Genomic DNA, 26,882 nt, shown 5'->3' on the forward strand with positions numbered 1-26,882 from the left:
CGGTCCTGTCAAGTGGGGCTCACACCGCACCGGGGCAGCGAGCGTGTTGGAGGGTGCGAGTCGGAGCCTGTGGAGCTGAATCGCTGACGACATCGGCGGTTGATTCGTTGGTGACATCAGCTCCGAAGCGGCACTTCACCTCGCCGAGCCGGTCAGCGCAGGTCGGCGCGGTGTGGTCGGCGGGTGAGGGACAACCAGCCCAGGAACCGGGCGTGGAGTGCCTGCGGGTCAGGGCGAACGCCCAGGGCGTACAGGTCGTCAACGGCGTCTTGCATGTTCGCTGCCAGGTAGAACGCCAGGGCTATCGAATGGCCGTAGAACTCGGTCGCGAGGTGAAGCTGAGCCGGCGTACACGGCCACGGCGCGGCGCAGTTACGGCACCGCCACGCCGGGCGCATCGGCTGGTGCGGGCGAGGGCGGCGGGTCATCCGACCCTCACCGCACCGCGCTTGACGGGCGTGCGGGTGGTTGGGCGCCGGGCCGCCGGAGCGGGAGGGTTCGGCCAGATCAGGCCGGCGGGCATAACGAACAGGGACCGGCGCGCGACCGCATCGCCACTCGTGGCCAACTCGTAACCGTCAATCCACAGCCACCCGTCGTACGTCGGCCAGTCCAGAACGCGAATCACGCGAACGAAGATCGGGCGCAGGAACTGCACACTCGTGGCGCGGGTCAGGTGCAAGACGTCACCGGTGCGCGGCTCCTGCGGTTTGGGCTCCGGCTTGGGCTTCCGATCGGGCGGCTTGTCCGGCACGGTGCTCTCCCCTCGTCGTCACTTTGGGAAGGGGCCGGCCCGTCAAGGCTCGCCCGGGAGATCTTGGACAGTTTCCGTTCTGACGTAACGGAAACTGTCCAAGATCTGGGCGGGTCGAAGGTGGCCCCGGCACGAGCGCGTCCGCCAGGTTCCGTGTGGTACCTACCGGCCGCGCCGTCTGATCCCACCTTGCGGATGGTGATGGGACAAGAACAGCCCGTAGCGATATGGTCGCAAGACATTCCGCGCATCCAATGGGGGAGATCGTGAACGATGCGCTACGCGCCGCGCTAGCCGAGACGGGGCACTCGATCGAATCCCTGGCAGGGATGGTCGGCGTCGATCGCAAGACGGTCGCGCGGTGGCTGAATCACGACCACATTCCCCACCCCCGACACCGGGAGGCGGCGGCGAGCGCGCTCCGACGGCCCATAGGGGACATCTGGCCGGACACTTCGAGACGCCGTGAGCCAATTTGGTTCCGACCTTGGCAAGAGATCGAGCGCGAGGCGATCTCGCTGCGGTCGTTTCAGTCGACCGTCCTCCCCGGCCTGCTTCAGACCGAGGCATACGCTCGCGCCGTGCTCGCCGGAGCCGACGTCATCGCCCGCAGCGACGTCGAGCGGCACCTAGCCTCACGGCTGGCCCGGCAAAGCATCCTGACCCGTGACGACCCGCCACACTTCATCGCCGTTGTTGACGAAGCCGTGCTGCGGCGGCCAGTCGGCGGACGAGCCACCATGCGTGAGCAGGTGCAGGCGCTCATCACCGCGTGCGGGGCTCCGCACGTCCGCGTGCACATCGTCCCCTCAACCGTCGGCGCGTACGCTGGCCTGAACGGTCCCTTCGTGATCGCAGTGGGGCCCGAGCATCGAATTGCCGGCTACCTCGACAATCAGCTTCAGGGACAAGTCGTTACCGGTGCCGAGGACATAGCGGCGATACTGGCCGCGTGGGAGAACGTGCGCGGCGAAGCGCTGTCCCACTGGCAATCCGTCGATCTACTTACGGAGATGGCGAAGACATGGAACTGACCGGCGCGCACTGGCGTAAGAGCACCCGCAGCAGCGGTAATGGCGGCGATTGCGTCGAGGTTGCGGACAACCTGCCTGGCATCGTTGGCGTGCGGGACTCGAAGGACCCGGCAGGGGCAGCGTTGGTCTTCGGATCAGCGGCCTGGCGGGCGTTCGTCGGTATGGCGAAGGCGCACGACCCGGCCTGACCAGCATGGCGCAGCAGGCCCCCGGCTCCTAAGACCCAAGGAGAGCGCCGGGGGCCTTTCGTGTGTCCGGGATCAACCACTCGCCGGGCAGCGCAAGCGTGGCCAGGTTGACCGCACGGACCGTTCGCGACGGCCGCCGAGCGGAATTCGCTGTTCGCGTGCGATGGCAGGTGCGAGCCGGACCCTTTGGAGCTGAATCGCTGACGCCATCAGCGCCGTTCATCGGCTTATAATGTGGGAAAAACGTCTCAAAGTTTGGGAGCCCGCGATGAGCGTGACGGACGTCTTCGACGCGGTGGCCGGCACCTACGACGAGGCGCGCAGGCGGCTGGTGCCGTGCTTCGACGCCTTCTACGGCACCGCCGTCCAGGTGGCCGCGCCGCCGTTGCGCGCCGCGCTGGCCGCCGGGCGTACCCCGGAGGTGTTGGATCTGGGCGCGGGCACCGGCCTGCTCTCGCTGCTGCTGGCCGCGGCGGTGCCCGGAGTCCGGCTGACCCTGGTGGACGGAGCGCCGGCGATGCTCGCCCGCGCCACCGACCAGTTGGACGCGCGGTCCGTGCCACACCGAACGGTCCACGCCGACCTGGCCGACGACCTGCCGCCCGGCCGGTACGACGCGGTGGTCAGTGCGCTGGCGATCCACCACCTGGACGACGCCGGCAAGCGCGCGCTCTACCACCGGGCCGCCACCGCGCTGGCGCCGGGCGGGGTGTTCGTCAACGCCGAGCAGGTCGCCGGCCCGACCCCGGAGCTGGACCGGCGCTACGACGAGGTGTGGCTGGCGCGGATCACCGAGCTGGGCGCGTCCCCCGACGAGATCGCGGCGTCCCGGGAGCGGATGCGCCACGACCGGCCGGCGACCGTGGCCGACCAGTGCCGGTGGCTCGCCGAGGCGGGCCTGGTCGACGTCGACTGCTACTTCAAGGAGTGGCGCTTCGCGGTGTTCGGCGGTCGGGCCGGGTAAGCCCCGGCGGAATGTGCGTTTCGCCGCCCGGGGGCGAGCCGTGAGCGGCGGGGATGACTGTTGGTCACACCGCTGGGTAATCTGCTCGGCATGACTGCCAAGGTGACTCTCTCGTTCACGGACGAGACGATCGAGGAGGCGCGGCGTTTCGCCAAGCGCGAGGGGCTGTCGCTCTCCGCGTGGATGGACCAGGCCGCCCGGGAGAAGGCGTTGCGCGAGGTCTTCACCGCGCACGCCGCCGCCGTGGGCCGCGCCAGCCTTGATCTGGAGTCCGCCGCCCTCGCCGACGCCCGCGAGGTGGGCATGGTCAACGACCTGTTCTCCGGCGGACGGCCGCGTGCTGCGTAGGGGTGAGATCTGGCGCATCGAGGGCGCCCGGGAACGCCTCGGCCTCGTCATCAGCTCGGACGTCTACAACTCCACCGGCGTGCCCATCGTGATCGTGGTCGAGGTGGTCGAGGAGTCGCTCCTGCGGGATTCGCCACTCGCCGTGTCGATGGGCCGGTACGTGGTGATGCCCGACCGGATCTCCTCGCCCATGAAGAAGTGGTTCACCGAGTGCGTGGACGTCGCCGACACCGACACGATGCTCCGGGTCGGTCGCGCGCTGCGCATCCTCCAGCAGCTCTGACCGCGAAGGCGGCCCTGACCGCGCAGCCCGGGTGGCGTGCTCACCATCGCCGCCGGCCCGTGGTGCGATTCCCGTTTCCGGCCCGACCCGGGACGGGCACTGCCAGGTAACCGGGCGTTCCTAGCGTCTCTCCTCGTCGCATCGACGAAGAGGAGCCGCCGTGAGCACGCTCACCAGCACCGCAGTCACCACCGAGCCGCCTGCCGTCACCGGTCGCCGGCAACCGCTGCACGACTGGCGCCCCGAGGACCCGGACTTCTGGCAGGCCACCGGCGCGCCGATCGCCCGGCGCAACCTCTGGGTCTCGATCTTCGCGGAGCACGTCGGCTTCTCGGTGTGGAGTCTCTGGTCGGTCACCGTGCTCTTCCTCGGCCCCGCGTACGGCATCGATCCGGCCGGGAAGTTCCTGCTCACCGCCGTGCCGGCCGCGCTGGGCGCGGTGCTGCGGCTGCCGTACACGCTGGCGGTGGCCCGCTTCGGCGGACGACGCTGGACGATCATCAGCGCACTGCTGTTGCTGGTGCCCGCGGTCCCGATGACGGTGCTGCTGGAACCCGGGGTGTCCTACTCCACCCTGATGGTGCTCGCCTGCCTCACCGGGGTCGGTGGCGGCAACTTCGCCTCCTCGATGGCGAACATCAACCTGTTCTACCCCCAGCGGCTCAAGGGGCGGGCGCTCGGGCTCAACGCCGGTGGCGGCAACCTGGGCGTACCCGCTGTGCAGCTGGTCGGCCTCGCGGTCCTCGCCACCGCGGGCGCCGCGTACCCCCGGTTGGTGCCGGCGGTCTACCTGCCGCTGATCGTGCTGGCCGCGCTGGCGGCGGCCCGGTGGTTGGACACCGTGCCCGGGGCGCGCAACGAGCCGGGCGCGTTGCGGGAGGCGGCCCGCGACCCGCACACCTGGGTGATGTCGCTGCTCTACATCGGCACCTTCGGCTCGTTCATCGGCTTCGGCTTCGCCTTCGGGCAGGTGCTCCAGCTCCAGTTCGCCGAGCGGTTCCCCACCCCCGTCGACGCCGCCTGGCTGACCTTCCTGGGCCCGCTGGTCGGCTCGTTGATCCGGCCGCTGGGCGGGCACCTCGCCGACCGGTTGGGCGGCGCCCGGGTGACCTTCTGGAACTTCGTGGCGATGGCGGCCGGTGCGAGCACCGTGCTGTACGCGGCCCGGGAGCGCTCGTTCGGGCTCTACCTGGCCGGGTTCCTCGCCCTCTTCGTCTTCTCCGGCATCGGCAACGGCTCCACCTACAAGATGATCCCGGCGATCTTCCGGGCCCGGGCGGCGGACGCGGTGGCCACGGGTCAGCGTGATCCGGAGGCCGCCGCCCGGTGGGCGCGGCGGATGACCGGCGCGTTGATCGGCATCGCGGGTGCGATCGGCGCCTTCGGTGGGGTGCTGGTCAACATCGCGTTCCGCCAGTCGTTCCTCAGCTCGGGCAACGCCGACGCCGCCTACCTGGCCTTCATCGGCTGGTACGCGTTGTGTTTCGCGGTCACCTGGGTCGTCTACCGCCGTGCGCGGGCCGGTCGACTCGCCAACGTGTGAGCTGAGCCACCCTCGGCGCGTCGCCGCGCGGGATCGCACCCCCGTTTTGACCTGCGGACGGGGCGCCGGGTATCGTTGCCTGCTGTTGTACGACATCCAGAGGCGTGCCCCATCAGGTACGCTTGGTCGTTCGTGCGCGCTGGTCCGGCCTGCTAGATCTGGTCACCTCGGCGCGCGACCCCAGACCGACGACGAGACAAGGTAGACCTGTGCGTACGTACAGCCCGAAGCCGGGTGAGATCGAGCGTCAGTGGCACGTCATCGACGCCTCTGATGTCGTGCTGGGCCGCCTGGCCACCCACGCCGCCACGTTGCTGCGTGGTAAGCACAAGCCGACTTTCGCGCCGCACGTCGACACGGGCGACTTTGTCGTCATCGTGAACGCGGGCAAGGTTGCGCTGACCGGCAACAAGCGCCAGACCAAGGTCGCTTACCGCCACTCCGGTTACCCGGGTGGTCTGAAGCAGATCGGCTACGACGAGCTGCTGACCAAGCGTCCCGAGCGGGCCATCGAGCTGGCCGTGAAGGGGATGCTCCCGCACAACAAGCTCGGCCGTCAGCTGATCAAGAAGCTGAAGGTCTACGCCGGTGCCGAGCACCCGCACCTCGCGCAGCAGCCGGTGCCGTTCGAGATCAAGCAGATCGCGCAGTGAGCGCGGGCGAAGGAAGCAGCATGACCGACATCATCGAGACCGAGGTCGCCCCGGAAGCCCCTGAGGCCACCGAGGCGCCGGCGCCTGTCGCCCGCGCGCCTCGTGGTGACCGGCCGATCCAGACCGTGGGCCGCCGCAAGGAGGCCATCGTCCGGGTCCGTATCGTCCCGGGCACCGGCAAGATCACCTGCAACGGCCAGGACCTCGAGGCGTACTTCCCGAGCAAGGTGCACCAGCAGCTCATCAAGGACCCGCTGGTCACCGCCGAGAAGCTCGAGCAGTTCGACGTCATCGCCAACCTGCGTGGCGGCGGCACCACCGGCCAGGCCGGTGCGCTCCGGCTGGGCATCGCCCGTGCGCTGATCATCAACGAGCCGGACGACCGCCCGGCCCTGAAGAAGGCCGGCTTCCTCACCCGTGACGCCCGGGTCAAGGAGAGCAAGAAGTACGGCCTCAAGAAGGCCCGTAAGGCTCCCCAGTACTCGAAGCGCTGATCTTTTCCAGCGCGTTGTACTTCTGACGGACGGCCGGTCCGCCTCCCCTCGCTGGGGAGGCGGGTCGGCCGTTCCGCTTTCTCCTCACAGGCAGTGCTCATTCGGAGGTTGGCGGGTATGGGTCGGTTGTTCGGCACGGACGGCGTACGCGGGCGGGCAAACGCCGATCTCACCCCGGAGTTGGCGCTGGCGCTCGCCGTGGCCGCCGCGCACACACTCGCCGAGACGGACCGCAGCCATCCGCCGCTGGCCGTCGTCGGCCGGGACACCCGCGCCAGCGGCGAGATGCTGGAGGCCGCCGTGGTCGCCGGGCTGACCAGCGCCGGCGCCAACGTGGTGCGGGTCGGCGTGCTGCCCACCCCCGCGGTGGCGTTCCTCACCGCCGAGGCCAAGGCCGACCTGGGTGTGATGCTCTCCGCGTCACACAACCCGATGCCGGACAACGGCATCAAGCTCTTCGCCGCCGGCGGGCACAAGTTGCCCGACGAGATCGAGATGCAGATCGAAGCGGCCGTCGAGACGAACGCCACCACCGCCTGGGACCGGCCGATCGGCGCCGGCGTCGGCCGCGTGCACGACCTGCTCGACGGCGCCGACCACTACGTCCAGCACCTGGTGGGCACCGTTCCGCACCGGCTCGAGGGGATCAAGGTCGTGGTCGACTGCGCCAACGGCGCCGCCGCCGAGGTCGCCCCCGTCGCCTACCGGGAGGCCGGCGCGGAGGTCATCGCCATCCACGCGGAGCCCGACGGGCTGAACATCAACGACGACTGTGGCTCCAACCACATCGAGGCGCTGCGCGCCGCCGTGGTCGAGCACGGCGCCCACCTGGGCATCGCCCACGACGGCGACGCCGACCGCTGCCTGGCGGTCACCGCCGACGGCGACGAGGTGGACGGCGACCAGGTCATGGCGATCCTCGCGCTGGCCATGCGGGACGCCGGCACGCTCACCCAGGACACCCTGGTGGCCACCGTGATGAGCAACCTCGGGCTGCGGCTCGCGATGTCCGCGCAGGGCATCCGCCTGATCGAGACCAAGGTCGGCGACCGGTACGTGCTGGAGGAGCTGCGCGCCTCCGGGCTGGCGCTCGGCGGTGAGCAGAGCGGCCACATCGTCATGCCCGCGCACGCCACCACCGGCGACGGGGTGCTCACCGGCCTGCACCTGATGGCCCGGATGGCGGCCACCGGCCAGTCCCTCGCCGAGCTGGCCTCGGTGGTCACCAAGCTGCCCCAGGTGCTGATCAACGTGCCGGTCGGCGACCGGACCGTCGGCGCCGCCGCGCCAGCCGTACGCGCCGAGGTCGAGCGGGCCGAGGCGGAGCTGGGGGAGACCGGCCGGGTGCTGCTGCGCCCGTCGGGCACCGAGCCGCTGGTCCGGGTGATGGTCGAGGCGGCCACCGAGGCGACCGCCCGCGAGGTCGCCGAGCGGATCGCCGAGCTGGTCCGCACCGCCAGCCCGGTCGGATAGGACATTGGACGCTGTGGAGCTGAACCGTTTACGGCATCAGCTCCACAGCCCCCGGGAGTGCCGGGTCGAAGTCAGCCGCTCGGGTGGAGAGCGCGTAGCCGGGTGACCGCCTCGGTCAGCACCTCGGGGCGCTTGCAGAAGGCGAACCGGACCAGCCGCCGGCCCGCGTCGGTGTTGTCGTAGAAGACCTGGGTGGGCACCGCCACCACGCCGCACCGCTCCGGCAGCGAGCGGCAGAACTCCACCCCGTCCCGGCCGCCGAGGGCGGTGATGTCGGCGGTGACGAAGTACGTCCCCTCCGAGTCGAGCACCTCGAACCCGGCGTCGGTGAGACCACCGACGAGCTGGTCACGCCGCTGCTGGAGACTGTCCCGGAAGCCGGTGTAGTAGTCGTCCGGCAGGGCCAGCGCCACGGCGACCGCCGGTTGCAGCGGCGCGGCGTTGACGAAGGTGAGGAACTGCTTCACCCGGAGCACCGCCGAGACCAGGGCCGCCGGGCCGCTCGCCCAGCCGACCTTCCACCCCGTGCAGGAGAACGTCTTGCCGGCCGACGAGATGCGCAGCGTCCGCTCCCGCATCCCCGGCAGGGCCGCCAGCGGCACGTGCGGGCTCGCCGCGTCCGTGAAGACCAGGTGCTCGTACACCTCGTCGGTGACCGCGTACGCGCCGAACTCCTGACACAGCTCGGCGACCTGCGCCAACTCGGCCGGGGTGAAGACCTTCCCGGTTGGATTGTGCGGTGAGTTCAGCAGCACCAGCCGGGTGCGCGGGCCGAACGCCGCGCGCAGCGCCGCCGGGTCGAAGGCGTACCGGCCGTTGGCCGCGGGACGCAACGTCACCGGCCGGCGGACCGCGCCGGCCAACGCGATCGAAGCGGCGTACGAGTCGTAGTACGGCTCGAAGCAGACCACCTCGTCACCCGGTTCGCAGAGAGCGAGGATGCTCGCCGCCACCGCCTCGGTCGCGCCCGCCGTGATCACGATCTCGCCATCCGGGTCGTACGCCAGGTCGTGGAACCGCCGCTGATGCGCCGCGACGGCCGCGCGCAGGGCGGGGATCCCCGGGCCGGGTGGGTACTGGTTCTGCCCGCCGCGCAGCGCCTCGGCGGCGGCGGCCAGCATCTCCGGCGGGCCGTCGGTGTCGGGAAAACCCTGCCCGAGGTTGACCGCGCCGGTGCGTACGGCGAGAGCGGACATCTCGGCGAAGATCGTCGTGCCGAACGGCCGCATCCGGGCCACCAGCGGGTCGACATCGGTGCTCGTCGTCACCTGCGCCAGCCTACGGCCACACCCGGCTCGGACCCAGCCCTGCTCGGCCTGGCTCGGCCGCGCTTGGTCGACTCGGTCTCGTTGACATCGCGGTATCGACGGCGCTGCGATTCCGCGATGTCAGCGATCCCGTGTCGATCGTCCCGGTTGTGACCCCTCAGTCACCGATCGCTCAGATACCGTGATTGATAACCCGACTTTCGAGCACCCATCATGAGTGAAACTGGGTTAGGCTTCGGGTCATGTGTGGAATCGTGGGATACGCGGGCGCGCGCCCCGCACTCGGCATCGTCCTCGACGGGCTGCGGCGGCTGGAATACCGCGGCTACGACTCGGCGGGCGTCGCGATCGTCTGCGACGACCAGCTGCTGACCGAGAAGAAGGCCGGCAAGCTGGCCAACCTGGAGAAGGTGCTGTCCGAGCGGGCTGCCGACGACCCGGCCTCCTGCGCGGCCAGCCCGATCGGCATCGGTGACGGCACCACCGGCATCGGGCACACCCGGTGGGCCACCCACGGCGGCCCGACCGACCGCAACGCCCACCCACACGTCGCCCCCGACGGGCGGGTCGCCGTGATCCACAACGGCATCATCGAGAACTTCGCCAAGCTCCGCGCCGAGCTGGAGGCCGACGGCGTCCAGTTCACCAGCGACACCGACACCGAGTGCGCCGCGCACCTGCTCGCCGCCGCGCTGGCCGACCTGCGCGCGGCCGGCCAACCGGACAGCCCGCAACTGCTCGCCGCCGGCATGCGCGTGGTCTGCCAGCGACTGGAGGGCGCGTTCACCCTGCTCGCGGTGGACGCCGCCGTGCCCGGTGCGGTCGTCGGGGCCCGGCGCAACTCGCCGCTGGTGGTCGGCCGGGGCGACGGGGAAAACTACCTGGCCAGCGACGTGGCCGCGTTCATCGAGCACACCCGGGAAGCGGTCGAGCTGGGCCAGGACCAGATCGTGCTGATCACCGGTGACAGCATCGAGATCACCGACTTCGAGGGCCAGCCCGCCGCCGGCAAGGACTTCCACATCGACTGGGACTCCTCGGCCGCGGAAAAGGGCGGCTACGACTGGTTCATGCTCAAGGAGATCGAGGAGCAGCCGCAGGCCATCGCCGACACGCTGCTGGGCCGGCTCACCGAGAGCGGTGAGATCGCCCTCGACGAGGTCCGCCTCAGCGACCAGGATCTGCGCGACGTCGACAAGATCTTCATCGTGGCCTGCGGCACCGCGTACCACGCCGGCATGGTCGCCAAGTACGCCATCGAGCACTGGACCCGGATCCCGTGCGAGGTGGAGCTGGCCAGCGAGTTCCGCTACCGCGACCCGGTGCTCGACCGGTCCACGCTGATCGTGGTCATCTCGCAGTCCGGCGAGACGATGGACACCCTGATGGCGCTGCGCCACGCCAAGGAGCAGAAGGCCCGGGTGCTGGCGATCTGCAACACCAACGGCTCGACCATCCCCCGCGAGTCCGACGCCGTGCTCTACACCCACGGCGGGCCGGAGATCGCCGTCGCCTCCACCAAGGCGTTCCTCACCCAGGTCGTCGCCTGCTACCTGATCGGCCTGCACCTGGCCCAGGTGCGCGGGATCAAGTTCGCCGACGAGGTGGGCGCGGTGGTGGCGCAGTTGCAGGAGATTCCGGGCAAGCTGCGTGAGCTGCTGTCCCGGATCGAGCCCGTCCGCGAGCTGGCCCGCGAGCTGAAGTCCGAGCCGACCGTGCTGTTCATCGGCCGGCATGTCGGCTACCCGGTGGCCCTGGAGGGCGCGCTGAAGCTCAAGGAGCTGGCGTACATGCACGCCGAGGGCTTCGCCGCCGGTGAGCTGAAGCACGGCCCGATCGCCCTGATCGACAAGGGCACCCCGGTGATCTGCGTGGTGCCCTCACCGGTGGGCCGGGGCATGCTGCACGACAAGGTCGTCTCCAACATCCAGGAGGTCCGGGCTCGTGGCGCGCGGACCATCGTCATCGCCGAGGAGGGTGACGAGGCGGTCGTCCGGTACGCCGACCACCTGATCTACGTGCCGCGTACGCCCACCCTGCTGGCCCCGCTCGTCACCACGGTGCCGTTGCAGGTGCTCGCCGCCGAGATCGCCGCCGCCCGGGGGCACGACGTGGACCAGCCCCGCAACCTGGCCAAGTCGGTCACCGTCGAGTAGGGCACGCCCCAAGCCTCAGCGGCCCAGCACGACCCGGGCCATCCCGTCCAGCGCAGGATTGCCCGGGTCCCAGTAACCGGTGTGCCCGCCTCGCCCACTGCCGAAGACCCGACCGCCGAACCCGGGATCTGACGGGTCGTGCCCGAACCACAGCTCGTGCCCGGTCTGACCGGGCCAGCCCAGCACGGCGGCCAGCGGAGCCGTACGCAGCAGGGCCCGCCGGGCCAGCTCGTCCGGTGGCTGGGCCGCCCGGATCACGTCGTCGGGGGCGCTGCTCGCCCAGACCTCCCCGGGCGGCACGCCCAACTCGGCGGCGTGCGACGCGCCGACACCGGGCGAACCGACGAAGACCAGCGCGTCCGCGGCGAGCCCGTGCTCCCGGGCGGCCACCCCCACCACCAGCGACCCGTAGCTGTGCCCGAGCACCGTCTGCCGGGCCGGCGGCCCGTCGTGGCTGGCGCGCAGCCCCTCCTGGAAGCGGTGCAACGCCGGGCCGGCGTCCCGGGCCTGGCCCGCCGAGGCGGCCTCGGTCAGCAGATCCGGAGCGTCGTAGTCCAACCAGAGCACCGCCGCGCTGCGCTCACCCGGGGCGAGCGCGGCGCACCGGTCCAGCACCCGGGCCGCTCTGCCCAACTCGCTGGAGGCGTCGTCCAGGCCGGCGGTCATTCCCGGCACGTAGGTCAGCACCCGGTCGGCGTGGTCCGGGTCGCCGAGCGCCACCACCGCCCGGCCCTCACCGGCCGGATCCAACCCGAGCAGGTACGCCCGGGGCGCCCCGTCGGCCGTCAGCCGCCCGGCCAGCGCGTCCAGGCCGGCCAACCGTCCGGCCACCCCGCGCAGCCGGATCGACGCGAGCGGCCCCGGCGGCACCCGGGACAGCAACCGTCGCCGCTCGGCCAGCAACTCCGCACGCCAGACGTCGAGCAGTAACCGGTTGGCCTGGTCGCGGGCGGCCACCGGCACCCCGTCCAACCGGCCGACCAGGGTTGGCTCGCGCCCGATCAGCCACCGTCGCTGCGCCGGGGTCAACCCGCACCACCAGGCGTTGACCAGCGCGGGCGCGGCACCGAGGGTTGGTCGGCCCGGCGGCGGCGGGGACGCCCAGCCGGCCCCGGCGGCCCTCGCCAGCTCATCCAACCGATCGGCGGCGACCCGGTCCGCGGCGGCCGCCCCGTCGAGCGCGGCCCGCAGAGTCGCGGCCACCGCGGCCGCAGCCAACCCGGCCGCTGCCACGCCGGCCCGGTCGGTGGGCCGAACCCGGGCGGGGTCGACCCGCACTCTGCCCGAGCGGTCCACCAGCAGGCCGGCCGCCTCGGCCTGGGCGACCGCCTGGGAGAGCCGCGCCTTCGCCACCGTCAGCCGACCGGCCAACTCGGCCAGCACCTGGTCGACCTCGATCAGCGCGGGTGCGATCGAGGCCAGTTCGTCGCGAAGAACGGCGAGCCGAGTGTCCGCCGCCGTGGCGGCCGCACCCGACCAGCCACCGCGCAACCGCCCACCGGCCGCGCGCAGCCCGCCGCCGCGCCGGTCGACCGGCCCGGTCAAGCCCGCCCACGCCGCCCCGGCGGCCCGCCACCCGTCCGGATCGACAGCCCACAACTGGCGGTAGCCGACGCCACTCACCGGGGCAGGGCGGCGAACCGGTTGGCGGCCCGGTCGTCCACCGTCTCGTACGCCTCCGCAGCCGCCCGGACCGCGCCGGAGGCCGCCGCGACCCGGGCACCCAGTCGGCCGAACCAGGCGTGCCCGGCCGCCTCCAACCCGGCCAGCGCCGCGCCAGCTCGCCACTCGGGCGCCGCCACCACCAGCCCGGGCATCCCCGCGAGGCCCAACGCCAACCGGCGCGCCTCGTCGTCGAGCAGGACGGCCACCGCCCGTAACTCCTCCGGCCGGACGGCGAACGGCTCGTCGGTCATGACCACACCCCCGTGGACGATCGGCATCGACGCGCTGACGGTAGGCGCGTACCGGAGGTCGCGCGGTGCCCTGTGGACAGCCGGCGTCGCGGCGTACCCCGGGGTGTCCACAGGCGTTGCCCAGCGCGAGCCCGACGGCTAATCTGCGGCCTCGGCCGCCGGTAGGGTGATGTGGTGATCGTCGCTGTCGGCATCGACGTCGTGCTGGTCGACCGGTTCGCCCGGGCCCTGGCCCGGACGCCGCTGCTCGCCGACCGGCTCTTCACCGAGGCCGAGCGGCACACCCGCTCCGGCAACCCGCGCTCGCCCGAGTCGCTCGCCGCCCGGTTCGCCGCCAAGGAGGCGGTGGCCAAGGCGCTCGGCGCTCCGGCCGGGCTGAGCTGGCACGACTGCGAGATCGTGCCCGACCCGGATGGCCGCCCCTGGCTGGCCGTCTCCGGCACGGTCGCGGCGGTGGCCGACGCCCGTGGGGTCAACCACTGGCATCTCTCGTTGTCGCACGACGGCGGGATCGCGTCGGCAATGGTGGTCGCGGAACGATGACGTCGGCCGGGAGGGCCGATCAGGCCCGCCCGCGAACGGGATGGGACACGGTGGCATGAGAGCGGTGTGGCGGGTGGCCGACGTACGGGCGGCCGAGGCGGGGTTGATGGGCACGCTGCCGGAGGGGACGCTGATGCAGCGGGCCGCCGCCGGCCTGGCCCGCCGCGCCGCGCTCCTGCTCGCCGAGCGGGGCGGGGTCTACGGGGGCCGGGTGCTGCTGCTGGTCGGCTCCGGTGACAACGGCGGCGACGCGCTGTACGCGGGGGAGCGGTTGGCTCGCCGGGGTGTCCAGGTGTCCGCCCTGCTGCTCACCCCCGGGCGGGCGCACGCCGCCGGCCTGGCCGCGCTGCGGGCCGCCGGTGGCCGGCTGGTGCCGGATCCGGCCGGCCCGGTCGATCTGGTCCTCGACGGCATCGTCGGGATCGGCGGCACCGGCGGGCTACGGGCGAACGCCGACGAGGTGGTCCAGCGCCTCGGCGAACTGCGCGGACGCGACGGGGAACGGGCCACCGTGCTGGCGGTCGACGTGCCCAGCGGAGTCGCGGTCGACACCGGCCACGTGCCGTTGTCCGCGTCCGGCCGGCCCACCGCGGTTCGCGCCGACGTGACGGTGGCCTTCGGCGCGCTGAAGCCCGCCCTGGTGGTGGGGCCGGCCGCCGCGCTGGCCGGGCAGGTCGAACTGGTCGACATCGGGCTACGGCCGTGGCTGCGCGGCACCCCGGCGCTGCGGGTCACCGAGTGGTCCGACCTGGTCGACTGGTGGCCCGAGCTGGGCCCGGCGTCGGAGAAGTACACCCGGGGTGTGGTGGGGGTGGCGACCGGCTCGGCGACCTACCCCGGCGCGGCGGTGCTCTCCGTGGGCGGGGCCCTGGCCGGGCCGACCGGGCTGGTCCGCTACGCCGGCAGCGCCCGCGCCGAGGTGCTGCACCAGCACCCCTCGGTGATCGCCAGTGGACGGGTCGCCGACGCGGGCCGGGTGCAGGCGTGGGTCTGCGGCTCCGGGCTGGGTACCGGTGCCGACGCGGCGGCCGAGCTGCGTGCCGTACTGGCCGCCCCGGTGCCGGTGGTGCTCGACGCCGACGCCCTGACCCTGCTGGTGGACGGCTCGCTCGCCGACCGGCTGCGGGGTCGGGACGCGCCCATCGTGGTCACCCCGCACGACCGGGAGTTCACCCGTCTCTGCGGGGAGGAGCCGGGTGCGGACCGGGTCGGCGCCGCGCTGCGGCTGGCCGCCTGGATGAACGCGGTGGTGCTGCTCAAGGGCGACCGCACGGTGATCGGCACGCCGGACGGTCGGGCGTACGTCAACCCGACCGGCACCCCGGCGCTGGCCACCGGTGGCACCGGCGACGTGTTGGCCGGGCTGCTCGGCTCGCTGCTGGCGGCCGGGGTGCCCGCCGATCGGGCGGCGGCCTCGGCCGCGTACCTGCACGGGCTGGCCGGGCGGGAGGCGGCCCGGAGCGGGCCGGTGACCGCGCCCGACGTGGCGACCGCGTTGCGTCCGGTGCTGGCCCGGCTGGGCTGAACGGGTCGGTTCCGGGTGCGGTGACCGGATCGGCGCGTCGGCGCGTGCGTCGCCGCCCGCGGTGATCACGGCGGAAAGTAGGCTGGGCACATGTGGCAGGCCGAGGTACGCGTCGATCTTGACGCCATCCGCGAGAACGTGAGCAGGCTCCGCTCTGGCACCACCGCCGAGTTGATGGCGGTGGTGAAGGCCGACGGGTACGGCCACGGCATGCTCCCGGCCGCCCGCGCGGCGCTCGACGCCGGCGCCGACTGGCTCGGCGTGTGCACCCTCGACGAGGCGCTCACCCTGCGGCGGGCCGGGGTGACCGTGCCGGTGCTGGCCTGGCTGCTCGCACCCGGGTTGCCGCTGCACGAGGGGGTCACCGCCGGGGTGGACCTGGGCGCGGCCAGCCTGGCGCAACTGGACGAGATGATCGAGGCGAGTCGCCTCGCCGAGCGTCCCGCCCGCCTGCACCTCAAGATCGATACGGGGCTGTCCCGGGGCGGCGCGACCGTCGCCGACTGGCCCGCGCTGCTGGACGCCGCCGCGAAGGCGCAGGCCGACGGCCTGGTCGAGGTGGTCGGCGTGTGGAGCCACTTCGTGTACGCGGACTCGCCCGGCCACCCCACCACCGACCGTCAACTGGCCGTCTTCCACGAGGGGCTGGCCATGGTCGAGCGGGCCGGGCTGCGACCGCGCTGGCGGCACCTCGCCAACTCGGCCGCCACCCTCACCCGCCCGGACACCCACTTCGACCTGGTCCGCCCCGGCCTGGCCATCTACGGGCTCTCCCCGGTGGCCGGCGAGACGTACGGGTTGCGGCCGGCGATGACCGCCCGCGCCCGGGTGATGCTCACCAAGCGGGTGCCGGCCGGCACCGGTATCTCCTACGGGCACGCCTACACGACGGAAGCCGACGCGAACCTGGCCGTGGTGCCGCTCGGGTACGCCGACGGGGTCCCCCGGCACGCGTCCAACACCGGGCCGGTGCAGCTCGGCGGCGTACGCCGGACGATCTCGGGACGGGTCTGCATGGACCAGTTCGTGCTCGACTGCGGCGACGATCCGGTGGCCGACGGCGACGTGGCGACGCTCTTCGGCAGCGGCGTCGACGGCGAGCCGACCGCGGACGACTGGGCCGAGGCGGTCGGCACGATCAACTACGAGATCGTCACCCGGTTCGGCGGCACGCGGGTGCCCCGGGTCTATGACGGCGAGCGGCCATGAACTACCGGATTCCGCGCCCACGGACGGCCGCGGGCCGGGTCGCGGGGATCGTCGGCGCGGCGGTGGGGGTGGCCGCGGCGGGTCTGGCGGCTGGGGTCGCGACCGAACGCACCCTGGTCCGCCGGCTCAAGGCCGACCCGGCCGACCGCTACGCGCACGAGACGTTCGACCAGCAGCGGTACGACGAGGCGTTCCGCCTGGAGTTGCCGGACGGCACGGACATCCACGTCGAGGTGGTCGAGCCGACCCGGCCGGTCCCGGGGCGTCCGACGGTGGTGCTGGTGCACGGCTTCTGCCTGGACATGGGGACGTTCCACTTCCAACGTCAGATGCTCGCCGCCCGCGGTGACTACCGGATCGTGGCGTACGACCAGCCCGGTCACGGCCGGTCCGGCCGGCTGGAGACCGGGGAGTACGACCTCGCGGTGCTCGGCCGGACGTTGCGCCAGGTGATCGACCGAACCGCCCCGGAAGGGCCGCTGGTGCTGGTCGGCCACTCGATGGGCGGCATGACCATCATGGCGTTCGCCGAGCTGTTCCCGGAGCTGTTCGGTGACCGGGTGGTGGGCACCGTTCTGATGGCCACGTCGGGCGGGCTCATCGCGGAGACCAAGCTGGTCGCGCCCGCGCTGCTCGGCCGGGTCGGTGGCCCGGTGCTATACATGGTCAGCAACGCCACCCGGTACGGCGGGCCGGTGATCGACAAGGCCCGCAAGTCCACGTCGAACGTGGCCTGGCTGTTGACCCGCAAGTACGGCTTCGGCACCCGCAAGCCCAGCCCGTCGCTGGTGTCCTACGTGGAGACGATGAACTCCCGGACCTCGGCCGACACGGTGACCCGCTACCTGCGGACCCTGGCCACCCACTCGCGCTTCCCGGCGCTGGCGGCGCTGGCGGCGACTCCGGTGCTGGTGGTGGTCGGTGACAAGGACATGATCACTCCGGTGACCCACTCCGAGGAGATCGTCCGCCGGTTGCCGCACGCCGAGTTCGTGAAAATCAAGGACAGCGGTCATGTGGTGATGTTGGAGCACGCGGACGAGGTCAACGCCGCGCTGGCGCGGTTCCTGGAGTCATTGCAGAACGTGGAGGAACGGTGAGTCACGTCGTCAAGCTGCCGACCGTCGAGGACACTCGGGACTTCGGCCGGCGGCTGGCCGGGCTGCTGCACGCTGGCGACCTGGTGCTGTTGACCGGCCCGTTGGGCGCGGGCAAGACCGCGCTCACCCAGGGCATCGGCGCCGGGCTCGGTGTCCTCGGCGACATCACCTCGCCGACCTTCGTGATCGCCCGGGTGCACCGTCCCGATCCGGCCCGGGGGGGCCGGGTGGCACTGGTGCACGCCGACGCGTACCGGTTGGGTGACGCCACCGACCCGCGCGCCGAGATCGACGACCTGGACCTCGATGCGTCGGTGGACGACTCGGTGACCGTGGTGGAGTGGGGCGAGGGCCTGGTGGAGCAGTTGGTGGACGCGCACCTGCGGGTTCGCATCGACCGCCGCGACGACGACACCCGCATCGTCGAGTTGGACCCGATCGGCGGCGACTGGGCCCGGCGGCTCGCCGACCTGGGCTAGGTCGGCGGGTGTCGTACCCGATGCCTAGAGTGCGGGGGACCGACCCGCGCTGTGAGAGGTTCCTGATGCCCGACGACGCTCCCGCCCTGGATCTGCTGGCCCTGCTGCCGGAGCAGTGGCGTGCCGTGCTCACCCCGCACCTCGACCCGGCCCGCACCGCCGCGTTGGGCGAGTTCGTCGCCCGGGAGTACGCGACGCAGACCGTCTTCCCGCCGCTGGCGGATCTGTTCTCGGCATACCGGCTCTGCCCGCCGCAGGGCACCCGGGTGCTCATCCTCGGCCAGGATCCTTACCACCGGGCCGGGCAGGCGCACGGGTTGAGTTTCAGCGTTCGTGATGGTGTGACGGTGCCGCCGTCGTTGCGCAACGTCTTCAAGGAGCTGGGCGAGGACGTGGGCGTCCCCAAGCCGCGCAGCGGCAACCTCGACGGTTGGGCCGCCCAGGGGGTGCTGCTGCTCAACGCGGTGCTGACCGTCCGGCAGGCCACTCCGGGTTCGCACGCCAACGCCGGCTGGGAAGAGTTCACCGACGCGACCATCCGGGCACTGGACGCGGCACCGGACCGGGTGGTTTTCCTGCTCTGGGGTGGCTACGCCCGTAAGAAGGCCGCGCTGGTCACCAACCCGCAGCACGTGGTGCTGGAGGCCGGTCACCCCAGCCCGATGAACCCGCGCGGCTTCCTCGGCAGCCGCCCGTTCAGCGCGGCCAACAAGGCACTGGCCGACGCCGGCCTGCCGACCATCGACTGGGAGCGCACCGCCGGCTGAGCTAACACTTGGGAGCCCAGTGCCGGCTGAGCTGGCACTGGGCTGACCACTGCCGGCGGCTGGTTCAGTCGGCAGTTGGCTCAGCTGTCGCTTGCCAGGTGCCGGTCCCGGTAGCGGCGTAACAGTTCGGCGGCGCGTGGCTCGCTCAGCTCCAGTTCGACAAGCGGCACCACCTGGTAACTCCGCTCACCGTGGCGCACCTCGATTGTCTCGGGCAGTTCGTCGCACATGGTGGCTCTGATCTCCCCGTACCGGGTCGACCACCGGTGTTCGCCCGGCTCCTCGGGCTCCAACCACACCCCGCCGAACTCACCCCAGCGGGCGTTCCACCGCTGGCCGTAGTTCGTCTCCAGCCAGCGGGTCAACGGTTTGGAGTCCTGCCAGCGCAGGGCGATCTCCAGCGCGTCGACCGGCACCGGCGCTCCCTGCAACAGCGCTGCGGTGCTTCCGGTGATCACCTGCGGGAAGTCGCTGAGCCGGTTCAGCAGCTCATCCAGGCCAAGCTCGTCGATCCGCTCGGCGATCGGCCGGGCGGCCAGGTCGTCGATCCGGGCGTCGAGGTGCGCGTCCAACGGCTCAACCCCGATGACCAACTGCACGTCCATCGCGGCAAGCAACCGCTCCAGTACGTCGATGCTGGGCGCTCGGTCGCCGCCTTCGATCCGGGCGACCGTCGCCTGGCTGACTTCGGCCAACTCGGCCAGCTCAGATTGGCTCAGCTCGCGCGACTGCCGTTGCTCACGGATGGCAGTGCCGAGTAGGCCGGCAAGACGCGTAGTTGGCATCCCGGGATGGTGGATCACGCCGGCCGTGACCGAAACCGCTGAGGCGGATTCACGACTGGATGGCCGTCGCCCCGCTCCACAGGCCGGCGGCTGACGTGCCACCGGCGACCAGGGCCGTTCCCTGATGAGCGGTATACCTGTGAGTCATATTTATGACTCACAGGTATACCGCTCACTGGGGGATGTGGCCCGTCGCTCCCGCTTGGCCCGCCCGCCCGCCCGCCCGCTGGCTCGGGCCGCCCGCCGGCTCGGCCCGCCCGCTGGCTCGGGCGTGACCGTGGGTGGCGGCGGGGGCGGGGCGTGACCGGGGCGCGGGGCGGGGCGGCTAGGCTGGCTTACCGTGCTCGTACTCGTGGTGGACAGCTCGACCCCCGCGGTCACCGCGGCGCTGGTGGAGGTCTCGGCAGACGGCGTGGCGTCGCGGGCGCACCGGTGCACGGTCGACGCCCGCGCGCACGGTGAGCTGCTCGCCCCCCAGGTGGATGCGGTCCTCGCCGACGCTGACGCGCGCCCGCGTGACCTGGCCGCCATCGTCGCCGGGCTCGGCCCGGGGCCGTTCACCGGGCTGCGGGTCGGTCTGGTCACCGCCGCGACCATGGGTCAGGTGCTCGGCATCCCCACGTACGGCGTCTGTTCGCTGGACGCCATCGGCTACCCGGCGGCGTCCGGCGCGCCGGTCCTGGCCGCCAGCGATGCCCGGCGCAAGGAGCTCTACTGGGCCGTCTACGACGATGCCGGCCAGCGGATCGTCGGGCCCGAGGTGTCCGCGCCGGCGGTCGCCGCCGCGCGTGCCCGCGAACTGGGCGCCACGATCGCGGTCGGTGACGGGGCGCACCGCTACGCCGAGGTCCTGGACCTGCCCGTTCGGGTCGAGCCGCGCTACCCGGACGCGACCGTGCTGGCGCTGCTCGCCGCCGAACGGATCCGGGCAGGCGCGCCCAGCGAGCGGCTCACCCCGCTCTACCTGCGCCGTCCCGACGCGGTCGCGGCGACCGGCCGCAAACCGGTCCTGCCATGACGGCGGTACGACTCGAACCGTTCCGCTGGTGGCACATCGACGACGTGCTGCCGATCGAGGCGGACCTCTTCGGCGCTGAAAAATGGTCGTCCGCCATGTTCTGGAGCGAACTCGCCAACGGGCACCACTACCGGGTCGCCGTCGACGCGGACGGTTCGGTGCTCGGCTACGCCGGGCTCGCCGGCGTACCGCCGGACGAGGTGTGGGTGCAGAACATCGCCGTTCGCCGGGACGCCCAGCGGCGCGGCGTCGGCCGCGCCCTGCTGGAGGAGTTGCTCGCCGAGGCGGTCCGGCGCGACGCCCGCAGCACCCTGCTGGAGGTCGCCGTGGACAACGCCGCAGCCCAGCGCCTCTACGCGACGTACGGGTTCGAGCCGATCGGGGTGCGGCGCGGCTACTACCAACCGAGCAACACCGACGCGCTGGTCATGCGGCGCGACGCCGAGCCGACCGGGAACGGACCACACGACCATGGCTGACGAACCACTGATCCTGGGCATCGAGACCTCCTGCGACGAGACCGGCGTCGGCATCGTGCGGGGGCACACCCTGCTGGCCGACGCGCTCGCCTCAAGCGTCGAGGAACACGCCCGGTTCGGGGGTGTGGTGCCGGAGGTGGCCAGCCGGGCACACCTGGAGGCCATCGTGCCGACCATGGACCGGGCACTGACCGAGGCCGGCGTCACGCTGGCCGACATCGACGCGATCGCGGTCACCTCCGGGCCCGGGCTGGCCGGCGCGCTGCTGGTCGGCGTCGCTGCCGCCAAGGGGTACGCGCTCGCCGCCGAGAAACCCGTCTACGGCGTCAACCACCTCGCCGCCCACGTCGCGGTGGACACCCTTGAGCACGGCCCGCTGCCCGAACCCGCCATCGCGCTCCTGGTGTCCGGCGGCCACTCGTCCCTGCTGCTCGTGGACGACCTGGCCCGGGGTGTCACCCCGCTGGGCGCCACCATCGACGACGCGGCCGGGGAGGCGTTCGACAAGGTCGCCCGGCTGCTCGGGTTGCCGTTCCCGGGCGGTCCGCCCATCGACCGGGAGGCGCGGGCCGGCGATGCCGCCTCGATCGCCTTCCCCCGCGGTCTGACCGCCGCGAAGGATCTCGCCGCCCACCGGTACGACTTCTCGTTCTCGGGCCTGAAGACGGCGGTGGCCCGGTGGGTCGAGGCCCGTCAGCGTGCCGGCGAGCCGGTGCCGGTGGCCGACGTGGCCGCGTCCTTCCAGGAGGCGGTCTGTGACGTCCTGACCAGCAAGGCCCTCGCCGCCTGTCGCGCGCAGGGCATCGAGACCCTGGTCATCGGCGGCGGAGTGGCGGCGAACTCGCGGCTGCGGGCGATGGCCGAGCAGCGGGCCGAGAAGTACGGCATCCAGGTCCGGGTGCCCCGGCCGAAGCTCTGCACCGACAACGGCGCGATGGTGGCCGCGCTCGGTTCGCACCTGGTCGCCGCCGGGGTCGCTCCGAGCCGACTGGACCTGCCAGCCGATTCGGCTCTGCCGTTGACCACGGTCAGCGTGTGACGGGAGCGGCGGACATGATCGTGCGGATGTGGGAGGCGCGCGCCGAGGCGTACGGAGTCGCCGATCTGATCACCTGGGTGTGCGACACCGCCCTGCCCGAGTTGGAGCACGACCCGCTGCACGTCTCCAGCGAGGTCTTCTCCTCCACCGACCACCGCGTGGTGGTCATCTCCAAGTGGCGCAGCAACCCCCGCCCGCTGCCGGACCCGCCAGCCCTGCTGGTGGCCCGCGCCCCGCACTCCTGGGACTTCACCCAGGTAGACCGCTGACGCGAGCCACCATCCAGGCCATGAGCTGACTGGTCAGCTGCGGCGCAACATCCGGTAGGTGGCGATTCCGCCGGTGCCCAGCGCGGCGAGGAAGACCAGCCAGACGACGGTGCTGCTGACTCCGACCTGCGGGCCGGAGTTGGCGGAGGCGGCGGCCAAGAGCCCGTCCTCACCCGGGGCGGGCAGCGCGGCCGGCGGCAGCTCCGGCCAGCGAACCAGGCCGGTGCTCTCCAGCATCTGCATGTGGTGCATCACGAAGCCGTTGGAGTCGTCGCAGAGCTTGCGGACGGTGGCGTCCCGGGTGCTGGCGCGGACCGCGCCGATCACCGGGAAGATCTTGCCGTGGGCGACCCGGAGCCGGGTGACGAAGATCTGGTCGAACCGAGCGCCGGAGGCCTTCTGCATCTCGGCCAGCCAGCCCTTCTGCTCGGCGGTCGGCTCGCTGGGGATCGTCGCGCCCAACTTGTTGGCCGCGTCGACCACGAGCTGGTCGAGCTTCTGGTGCTCGCTGGCGATGCCGGCGCCGATCTCCCGGACCTTCGCCGACTGTCCCTTCTCGGCGGCCATCTGGCCGGCTGGCATCTCCCACAGCCCGGCCAACCGCACCCCGTTGAGCAGTGTCATGTCGGCGGCGTTGAGCTGCTGGCCACCGGCGGGCGCGGCGACGGCCACGCCGGGCAGGACACCGACCCCCGCGATGACCGCGATGAGCAGCATCGCCGCTCGGTGGGTCCGGGTGCCCAGTCGGCGATGGGCGGATCTGAGCGGTGCCATGTCTGTGGTGCCTCCTCGGTCCGGACCGGAACGCGTCTGGACCGGGCAGCCGTACCGTGCCGGTTGCCCGTCCGCCCACTGGTACGGACTGATCGCGCGATCAGTTCATCGCGGAGCGACCCGGATCAGCGGGTGACGGCGAGCAGGCCGCCGAGCAGCAGCAGGGTGAGCGCCGCGGCGGCGAAGACCATCAGCAACTCCTGACGCCCGCGCCCGACCGGGCCGGCGTCGACGGCCGGATTGGGCAGGGCCGGTAAGTCGCGGGTCAGCGCGGCCAGGTCACCGAGGGTGCGCGCCGTCCACACCGCACCGGCCCGATCGGAGAACTCGTCGAGCGTCAACCGGCCCGCCGCGGTGTGCTGGTGCAGCGCGGCGACCACCCGGTTGCGGTCGTCGTCGGAGGCGCGCAGCTCGACATCCACGCCGGACAGCGTACGCGGATCAGCCCACGTCGAGGGGGTCGGCGAGGAGCCGTTCGAAGGCCAGCTCGGCGGCACCGATCAGGGGCGCGTCCGCACCCAGTTTCGGCGTGCGCAGTCGCACGTGCTCCAGGCAGGCGCCGAGCGCGTTGGAGTTGAGCCGGCTGCGGATCTGGGCCGCCGCCGCGAGGTAGAGGTCACGCATGGTCCCGCCGAAGATGACCATCTCCGGGTTGAAGACGTTCACCAGGTTGGCCACCCCGAAGCCGAGCCAGTCGCCGGCCTGGCGGACCGCCGTCTGGGCCCGGGCGTCCCCCCGGTCGGCCGCGTCGAAGACCTCCAACAGCGCGTCGCGGCCCCGGGCGTCGGAGCGTCCGGCGGCGCGCAGGAGACCGTGCTCGCCGATCTCGGTCTCCCAACAGCCCCGGGAGCCGCACTCACAGGGCCTGCCGTCGCGGACCACCTTCATGTGGCCGACCTCGCCGCCGTACCCACCGTGCCCGGTCAACCGGCGCCCGCCGGCGATGATGCCGGCACCCACGCCGACGTCGCCGTACAGGTAGAGGACGTTGTCGCAACCCGCCGCCACACCTCGTGCGTGTTCGGCGAACGCGGCGACGTCGGCCACGTTGCCCACCGTGATCGGTACGTCGATGCCCAACTCGTCGGCGAGGGCCGCGCCGATCGGCTCATCCACCCAACCGGTGGTGGGGCCGAGCCGGACCAGGCCGTCGTCCCGGCGGACCATGCCGCAGACCGCGACGCCGGCACCGACGCAGATCGCGTCCGCCGGCACCAGCTGCTGCATCTCCTTGACCGCGCCGGCCAGCAGCGGCGCGGCCTCCGCGGCCAGCAGGCCGCGCGGCCGGTCCAGATCCCGACGGTCCAGGACCGCGCCACCCAGCCCGATCCGGGCCGCGCGTAGCCGGTCCACCTCCACTGAGTACGCGTACGCGTAGACCCGGGCCGACTCGGGCCGGACGACCAGTGACGGTCGTCCGGCCCGGCCGGTCTCCTTCGGTGCCCCTTCGCTGACCAGCCCCACTGCGGACAGGTCGGCGGTGAGCGCGCCGATGGTGCTGCGGTTGAGACCCAACGTGGTGGTCAGTTCGGCACGCGTGGTCGCTCCGTGGACGTGCACGTGCCGCAGCAGGGCCCCGAGGTTCTGCCGTCGGACGTCATCCTGGCTTGGTCCTGGGCGCATGCTGGTGCTACCTCCCGCGCGGTCAGCGGGTGCCGGTGGCTGCCGCGCGGCGGCGGGAGAGCGCGTCGACGCTGGCGGCGAGCAGCAGCACGACGCCGGTGACCACGTACTTGACTCCCGCGCTGTACCCCATCAGGCCCATTCCGTTTTCGATGACCGCGACCACCGCGCCGCCGAGTACGGCGTCGAGGACGCGGCCCTTGCCACCGAAGAGGCTGGTGCCGCCGATCACCGCTGCGCCGACCGCGTAGAGCAGTACGTTACTGCCCCCGGTGTTCGGGTCGACCGAGTTGGCCCGGCTGGCCGCCACGATGCCACCGATGGCGGCCATCGAGGAGCAGATCACGAAGACCGAGATGCGGATTCGGTCGACCTCGATGCCGGCTCGGCGGGCCGCTTCCCGGTTGCCGCCCACGGCGTAGATGTGCCGGCCGTAGCTGGTGCGTTGGAGCACGAAGGTCCAGATGATCAGCAGCACCGCGATGATCGGGACAACGATCGGCACACCCTTGAGTGAGCTGATCAGGACGTTGCGGCTGCGCTCCAGGTTGAGCACGTACACGGCGGTGCCGAGGATGACGGCGAGCCCGCCGATCCGCAGCGCCACCACCGCGAGCGGGTCGGTGATCAGACCGCGAGCCACCCGGGTGCGGTGGCGCAGCAGTTGCACCGCCGCGTAGCTGACGACCGCGATGGCGGTCAGTGCCCAGCCCAGCGTGGGGGCGAGGTTGCGGTTGGCGATGGCGACCAGCACGTCGTCGCGGACGGAGATGTTGGTGCCCTCCTTGACGAGCAGCAACACGACGCCCTGGAAGGCGAGGAAACCGGCGAGGGTGACCACAAAGGACGGGATGCCGATCTTCGCGACGAGCATGCCGAGCGTGGTGCCGATGACCACACCGGTGGCGACCGCGGCGAGCACGGCGACCCACCAGGGGTAGCCGAGCACGGTGACCACATTGGCCAGCACGGCCGCGCAGACGCCGCTGGCGAAGCCGGCGGAGAGGTCGATCTCGCCGAGCAGCAGCACGAAGACCAGGCCCATCGCGATCAGCGTGACCGCCGCGCCCTGGGTGAAGAGGTTGGCGAAGTTGCCGGCCGACAGGAACGACGACGGCCGCATGATCGCGAAGACGGTGCAGAGCACGATCAGGCCGAGCACGGCTGGTAGCGCGCCGACGTCGCCACCGCGTACCCGACTCAGGTAGTTGCGGACGTGGCCTCCGACGGTCGGCGGGGGTGTGACGGCCGCGGGGCCGTCCTTCCGCACGGCGGTGGTGGTCATCGGACGCCTCCTGAGATCGAGTCGGCCGGCTGCGGGCCGTCGCCGTTGCTGCCCGGGTCGGTGGCGAGGCCGAGCCCGCCCGAGCGCCCGGCGGTGATCAGCTCGACCACCTGGGCGTGGGTGATGTCGGTGGTCTTCACCTGGGCGACCATCTGGCCGAGGTACAGCGCGGCGATCCGGTCGGAGACGGCGAAGACGTCGTTCATGTTGTGCGAGATGAGCACCACGGCCAGGCCGTTGTCGGCGAGGCGGCGGACCAGTTCGAGCACCTGGGCGGTCTGTGCCACGCCGAGCGCCGCGGTCGGCTCGTCCAGGATGACCAGCTTGCTGTTCCAGAGCACCGCCTTGGCGATGGCCACGGTCTGGCGCTGCCCGCCGGAGAGGCTGGACACGTGCTGGCGTAGTGAGGTGACGGTGCGGATGGAGAGCCCCGCCAGGGTTTCGGCGGCGAGCTGTTCCATGGTCGGCTCGTCCAGGACGATGCCGCTGCGCTTCTCCCGGCCGAGGAACATGTTCTGCACGATGTCCAGGTTGTCGCAGAGCGCGAGGTCCTGGTAGACGACCTCGATGCCGAGCGTGGCGGCGTCGCGGGGGCTGCCGATGTGCACCGGTTCACCGTTGAACAGGAACTCTCCGGCGTCGGTGGGGTGGATACCGCTGATGCACTTCACCAGGGTCGACTTGCCGGCGCCGTTGTCGCCGACCAGTGCGGTCACTTCGCCCGGGTGGACGGTCAGGGCGACGTCGCGGAGCACCTGGACGGGACCGAAGCTCTTGTCGATCCCGCGGAGTTCCAGCAGGGGGGTCGCGGACACGGGGGTCTCCTTCTTAAGGGAGGGTCGGGGCCCGTCCGGCAGGCGCCGCCCGGCACGGGAGGGCTCTCCCGTGCCGGGCGGCGATGGTCGTCCCGGCG

The 26,882-nt window shown here is 72.1% G+C and carries 31 protein-coding genes; 20 read left to right on the plus strand and 11 right to left on the minus strand.

Annotated features, from left to right (window positions below; all coding sequences use genetic code 11):
* Positions 1-152 precede the first annotated feature (152 nt).
* Together AC5L30_RS23650 and AC5L30_RS23655 are read right to left on the minus strand one after the other, a co-directional pair.
* Positions 153-275 (minus strand): hypothetical protein, encoded by a 123-nt coding sequence (locus AC5L30_RS23650; protein WP_494869839.1) that lies wholly within the window; start codon positions 273-275, stop codon positions 153-155.
* A gap of 149 nt (positions 276-424) precedes the next feature.
* A complete protein-coding gene (locus tag AC5L30_RS23655) occupies positions 425-754 on the minus strand; it encodes a hypothetical protein (RefSeq protein ID WP_494869840.1) in 330 nt (109 codons plus the stop codon).
* Between the two features lie 266 nt (positions 755-1,020).
* Between AC5L30_RS23655 and AC5L30_RS23660 the strand changes: the two genes are divergently transcribed.
* The 9 genes from AC5L30_RS23660 (at position 1,021) to glmM (ending at position 7,734) form a co-directional block, all read left to right on the plus strand.
* Positions 1,021-1,788, plus strand: a complete 768-nt coding sequence (locus tag AC5L30_RS23660) for a helix-turn-helix domain-containing protein (protein ID WP_494869841.1) — start codon at positions 1,021-1,023, stop codon at positions 1,786-1,788.
* The gene (locus tag AC5L30_RS23665; RefSeq protein ID WP_494869842.1) at positions 1,779-1,976 is read left to right on the plus strand and encodes a DUF397 domain-containing protein; all 198 of its coding nucleotides are present in this window, start codon (positions 1,779-1,781) and stop codon (positions 1,974-1,976) included. The genes AC5L30_RS23660 and AC5L30_RS23665 overlap by 10 nt, the downstream gene beginning before the upstream one ends.
* Positions 1,977-2,244: 268 nt before the next feature.
* Positions 2,245-2,940: a class I SAM-dependent methyltransferase gene (locus tag AC5L30_RS23670; RefSeq protein WP_494869843.1), complete on the plus strand. Its 696-nt coding sequence runs from the start codon at positions 2,245-2,247 to the stop codon at positions 2,938-2,940.
* A 90-nt stretch (positions 2,941-3,030) separates the two neighbouring features.
* Positions 3,031-3,288, plus strand: a complete 258-nt coding sequence (locus AC5L30_RS23675) for a DUF6364 family protein (RefSeq protein WP_091403518.1) — start codon at positions 3,031-3,033, stop codon at positions 3,286-3,288.
* Positions 3,278-3,571 carry a type II toxin-antitoxin system PemK/MazF family toxin gene (locus tag AC5L30_RS23680; protein ID WP_357357058.1) on the plus strand — a complete coding sequence of 98 codons (294 nt, stop codon included), beginning with the start codon at positions 3,278-3,280 and terminating at the stop codon, positions 3,569-3,571. The genes AC5L30_RS23675 and AC5L30_RS23680 overlap by 11 nt, the downstream gene beginning before the upstream one ends.
* A 160-nt stretch (positions 3,572-3,731) precedes the next feature.
* The gene (locus AC5L30_RS23685) at positions 3,732-5,114 is read left to right on the plus strand and encodes a nitrate/nitrite transporter (protein ID WP_494869844.1); all 1,383 of its coding nucleotides are present in this window, start codon (positions 3,732-3,734) and stop codon (positions 5,112-5,114) included.
* Positions 5,115-5,323: 209 nt separating this feature from the next.
* On the plus strand, positions 5,324-5,767 hold the full coding sequence (rplM, locus tag AC5L30_RS23690) for a 50S ribosomal protein L13 (RefSeq protein ID WP_053653864.1): 444 nt from the start codon (positions 5,324-5,326) through the stop codon (positions 5,765-5,767).
* Between the two features lie 20 nt (positions 5,768-5,787).
* Positions 5,788-6,261 carry a 30S ribosomal protein S9 gene (rpsI, locus tag AC5L30_RS23695; protein ID WP_112626216.1) on the plus strand — a complete coding sequence of 158 codons (474 nt, stop codon included), beginning with the start codon at positions 5,788-5,790 and terminating at the stop codon, positions 6,259-6,261.
* A gap of 117 nt (positions 6,262-6,378) precedes the next feature.
* Positions 6,379-7,734, plus strand: coding sequence for a phosphoglucosamine mutase (gene glmM, locus AC5L30_RS23700; RefSeq protein WP_494869845.1), 1,356 nt, complete (start codon positions 6,379-6,381; stop codon positions 7,732-7,734).
* 71 nt (positions 7,735-7,805) lie between these two features.
* On the opposite strand, the gene AC5L30_RS23705 is transcribed toward glmM, so the two are convergent.
* Positions 7,806-9,002 (minus strand): pyridoxal phosphate-dependent aminotransferase, encoded by a 1,197-nt coding sequence (locus AC5L30_RS23705; protein WP_494869846.1) that lies wholly within the window; start codon positions 9,000-9,002, stop codon positions 7,806-7,808.
* A gap of 242 nt (positions 9,003-9,244) precedes the next feature.
* Here AC5L30_RS23705 and glmS point away from each other — a divergent pair, with 242 nt between their 5' ends.
* Positions 9,245-11,158, plus strand: coding sequence for a glutamine--fructose-6-phosphate transaminase (isomerizing) (gene glmS / locus AC5L30_RS23710; protein WP_494869847.1), 1,914 nt, complete (start codon positions 9,245-9,247; stop codon positions 11,156-11,158).
* A 15-nt stretch (positions 11,159-11,173) separates the two neighbouring features.
* Here glmS and AC5L30_RS23715 read toward each other — a convergent pair whose 3' ends face one another.
* Positions 11,174-12,781 (minus strand): alpha/beta hydrolase, encoded by a 1,608-nt coding sequence (locus AC5L30_RS23715; RefSeq protein WP_494869848.1) that lies wholly within the window; start codon positions 12,779-12,781, stop codon positions 11,174-11,176.
* Positions 12,778-13,074, minus strand: a complete 297-nt coding sequence (locus tag AC5L30_RS23720) for a hypothetical protein (RefSeq protein WP_494869849.1) — start codon at positions 13,072-13,074, stop codon at positions 12,778-12,780. Before AC5L30_RS23720 ends, AC5L30_RS23715 begins: the two co-directional genes overlap by 4 nt.
* Before the next feature lie 174 nt (positions 13,075-13,248).
* On the opposite strand from AC5L30_RS23720, the gene AC5L30_RS23725 reads away from it, so the two are divergent.
* The 6 genes from AC5L30_RS23725 (at position 13,249) to ung (ending at position 18,697) form a co-directional block, all read left to right on the plus strand.
* On the plus strand, positions 13,249-13,617 hold the full coding sequence (locus AC5L30_RS23725; RefSeq protein ID WP_494869850.1) for a holo-ACP synthase: 369 nt from the start codon (positions 13,249-13,251) through the stop codon (positions 13,615-13,617).
* Positions 13,618-13,672: 55 nt separating this feature from the next.
* A complete protein-coding gene (locus AC5L30_RS23730; protein ID WP_494869851.1) occupies positions 13,673-15,142 on the plus strand; it encodes an NAD(P)H-hydrate dehydratase in 1,470 nt (489 codons plus the stop codon).
* 90 nt (positions 15,143-15,232) lie between these two features.
* Positions 15,233-16,351, plus strand: a complete 1,119-nt coding sequence (gene alr, locus AC5L30_RS23735) for an alanine racemase (RefSeq protein ID WP_494869852.1) — start codon at positions 15,233-15,235, stop codon at positions 16,349-16,351.
* Complete coding sequence (locus tag AC5L30_RS23740) at positions 16,348-17,451, plus strand: alpha/beta fold hydrolase (protein ID WP_494869853.1); 1,104 nt, start codon at positions 16,348-16,350, stop codon at positions 17,449-17,451. The genes alr and AC5L30_RS23740 overlap by 4 nt, the downstream gene beginning before the upstream one ends.
* The gene (gene tsaE / locus AC5L30_RS23745) at positions 17,448-17,930 is read left to right on the plus strand and encodes a tRNA (adenosine(37)-N6)-threonylcarbamoyltransferase complex ATPase subunit type 1 TsaE (RefSeq protein WP_494869854.1); all 483 of its coding nucleotides are present in this window, start codon (positions 17,448-17,450) and stop codon (positions 17,928-17,930) included. Before AC5L30_RS23740 ends, tsaE begins: the two co-directional genes overlap by 4 nt.
* A 65-nt stretch (positions 17,931-17,995) precedes the next feature.
* Entirely contained in the window at positions 17,996-18,697 is a 702-nt protein-coding gene (gene ung, locus AC5L30_RS23750; protein ID WP_494869855.1) for a uracil-DNA glycosylase, read from the plus strand.
* An 80-nt stretch (positions 18,698-18,777) separates the two neighbouring features.
* Here the strand turns inward: ung and AC5L30_RS23755 are convergent, their stop codons facing one another.
* Complete coding sequence (locus tag AC5L30_RS23755; RefSeq protein WP_494869856.1) at positions 18,778-19,482, minus strand: helix-turn-helix domain-containing protein; 705 nt, start codon at positions 19,480-19,482, stop codon at positions 18,778-18,780.
* Between the two features lie 340 nt (positions 19,483-19,822).
* Between AC5L30_RS23755 and tsaB the strand changes: the two genes are divergently transcribed.
* The 4 genes from tsaB to AC5L30_RS23775 are packed head-to-tail and all read left to right on the plus strand — an operon-like array spanning position 19,823 to position 22,287.
* A complete protein-coding gene (gene tsaB / locus AC5L30_RS23760; RefSeq protein ID WP_494869857.1) occupies positions 19,823-20,500 on the plus strand; it encodes a tRNA (adenosine(37)-N6)-threonylcarbamoyltransferase complex dimerization subunit type 1 TsaB in 678 nt (225 codons plus the stop codon).
* Positions 20,497-20,979: a ribosomal protein S18-alanine N-acetyltransferase gene (gene rimI, locus AC5L30_RS23765; RefSeq protein WP_494869858.1), complete on the plus strand. Its 483-nt coding sequence runs from the start codon at positions 20,497-20,499 to the stop codon at positions 20,977-20,979. Before tsaB ends, rimI begins: the two co-directional genes overlap by 4 nt.
* Positions 20,972-22,018, plus strand: coding sequence for a tRNA (adenosine(37)-N6)-threonylcarbamoyltransferase complex transferase subunit TsaD (gene tsaD / locus AC5L30_RS23770; protein ID WP_030330026.1), 1,047 nt, complete (start codon positions 20,972-20,974; stop codon positions 22,016-22,018). The genes rimI and tsaD overlap by 8 nt, the downstream gene beginning before the upstream one ends.
* Before the next feature lie 14 nt (positions 22,019-22,032).
* The gene (locus AC5L30_RS23775; protein ID WP_053660576.1) at positions 22,033-22,287 is read left to right on the plus strand and encodes a hypothetical protein; all 255 of its coding nucleotides are present in this window, start codon (positions 22,033-22,035) and stop codon (positions 22,285-22,287) included.
* A gap of 33 nt (positions 22,288-22,320) precedes the next feature.
* On the opposite strand, the gene AC5L30_RS23780 is transcribed toward AC5L30_RS23775, so the two are convergent.
* The 5 genes from AC5L30_RS23780 to AC5L30_RS23800 form a co-directional block, all read right to left on the minus strand.
* Positions 22,321-23,061, minus strand: coding sequence for a DUF4142 domain-containing protein (locus AC5L30_RS23780; RefSeq protein WP_494869859.1), 741 nt, complete (start codon positions 23,059-23,061; stop codon positions 22,321-22,323).
* 125 nt (positions 23,062-23,186) lie between these two features.
* Positions 23,187-23,483, minus strand: coding sequence for a DUF1707 SHOCT-like domain-containing protein (locus AC5L30_RS23785; RefSeq protein WP_494869860.1), 297 nt, complete (start codon positions 23,481-23,483; stop codon positions 23,187-23,189).
* Between the two features lie 19 nt (positions 23,484-23,502).
* Complete coding sequence (locus AC5L30_RS23790; RefSeq protein WP_430497987.1) at positions 23,503-24,684, minus strand: ROK family protein; 1,182 nt, start codon at positions 24,682-24,684, stop codon at positions 23,503-23,505.
* Positions 24,685-24,706: 22 nt separating this feature from the next.
* On the minus strand, positions 24,707-25,969 hold the full coding sequence (locus AC5L30_RS23795) for a sugar ABC transporter permease (protein ID WP_494869861.1): 1,263 nt from the start codon (positions 25,967-25,969) through the stop codon (positions 24,707-24,709).
* Positions 25,966-26,784, minus strand: a complete 819-nt coding sequence (locus tag AC5L30_RS23800; RefSeq protein WP_196919761.1) for an ATP-binding cassette domain-containing protein — start codon at positions 26,782-26,784, stop codon at positions 25,966-25,968. Before AC5L30_RS23800 ends, AC5L30_RS23795 begins: the two co-directional genes overlap by 4 nt.
* Positions 26,785-26,882: the final 98 nt, after the last annotated feature.

The sequence above is a fragment of the Micromonospora sp. BQ32 genome, assembly GCF_059358895.1.

Excerpts from the sequence above, each read along its gene's own strand:
- AC5L30_RS23650 (WP_494869839.1), bottom strand. The coding sequence starts at position 275 with ATGCAAGACGCCGTTGACGACCTGTACGCCCTGGGCGTTCGCCCTGAC.
- AC5L30_RS23665 (WP_494869842.1), top strand. The coding sequence starts at position 1,779 with ATGGAACTGACCGGCGCGCACTGGCGTAAGAGCACCCGCAGCAGCGGT.
- AC5L30_RS23670 (WP_494869843.1), top strand. The coding sequence starts at position 2,245 with ATGAGCGTGACGGACGTCTTCGACGCGGTGGCCGGCACCTACGACGAG.
- AC5L30_RS23675 (WP_091403518.1), top strand. The coding sequence starts at position 3,031 with ATGACTGCCAAGGTGACTCTCTCGTTCACGGACGAGACGATCGAGGAG.
- rpsI (WP_112626216.1), top strand. The coding sequence starts at position 5,788 with ATGACCGACATCATCGAGACCGAGGTCGCCCCGGAAGCCCCTGAGGCC.
- glmM (WP_494869845.1), top strand. The coding sequence starts at position 6,379 with ATGGGTCGGTTGTTCGGCACGGACGGCGTACGCGGGCGGGCAAACGCC.
- glmS (WP_494869847.1), top strand. The coding sequence starts at position 9,245 with ATGTGTGGAATCGTGGGATACGCGGGCGCGCGCCCCGCACTCGGCATC.
- AC5L30_RS23720 (WP_494869849.1), bottom strand. The coding sequence starts at position 13,074 with ATGACCGACGAGCCGTTCGCCGTCCGGCCGGAGGAGTTACGGGCGGTG.
- AC5L30_RS23730 (WP_494869851.1), top strand. The coding sequence starts at position 13,673 with ATGAGAGCGGTGTGGCGGGTGGCCGACGTACGGGCGGCCGAGGCGGGG.
- alr (WP_494869852.1), top strand. The coding sequence starts at position 15,233 with ATGTGGCAGGCCGAGGTACGCGTCGATCTTGACGCCATCCGCGAGAAC.
- AC5L30_RS23740 (WP_494869853.1), top strand. The coding sequence starts at position 16,348 with ATGAACTACCGGATTCCGCGCCCACGGACGGCCGCGGGCCGGGTCGCG.
- ung (WP_494869855.1), top strand. The coding sequence starts at position 17,996 with ATGCCCGACGACGCTCCCGCCCTGGATCTGCTGGCCCTGCTGCCGGAG.
- AC5L30_RS23755 (WP_494869856.1), bottom strand. The coding sequence starts at position 19,482 with ATGCCAACTACGCGTCTTGCCGGCCTACTCGGCACTGCCATCCGTGAG.
- rimI (WP_494869858.1), top strand. The coding sequence starts at position 20,497 with ATGACGGCGGTACGACTCGAACCGTTCCGCTGGTGGCACATCGACGAC.
- tsaD (WP_030330026.1), top strand. The coding sequence starts at position 20,972 with ATGGCTGACGAACCACTGATCCTGGGCATCGAGACCTCCTGCGACGAG.
- AC5L30_RS23775 (WP_053660576.1), top strand. The coding sequence starts at position 22,033 with ATGATCGTGCGGATGTGGGAGGCGCGCGCCGAGGCGTACGGAGTCGCC.
- AC5L30_RS23780 (WP_494869859.1), bottom strand. The coding sequence starts at position 23,061 with ATGGCACCGCTCAGATCCGCCCATCGCCGACTGGGCACCCGGACCCAC.
- AC5L30_RS23790 (WP_430497987.1), bottom strand. The coding sequence starts at position 24,684 with ATGCGCCCAGGACCAAGCCAGGATGACGTCCGACGGCAGAACCTCGGG.
- AC5L30_RS23795 (WP_494869861.1), bottom strand. The coding sequence starts at position 25,969 with ATGACCACCACCGCCGTGCGGAAGGACGGCCCCGCGGCCGTCACACCC.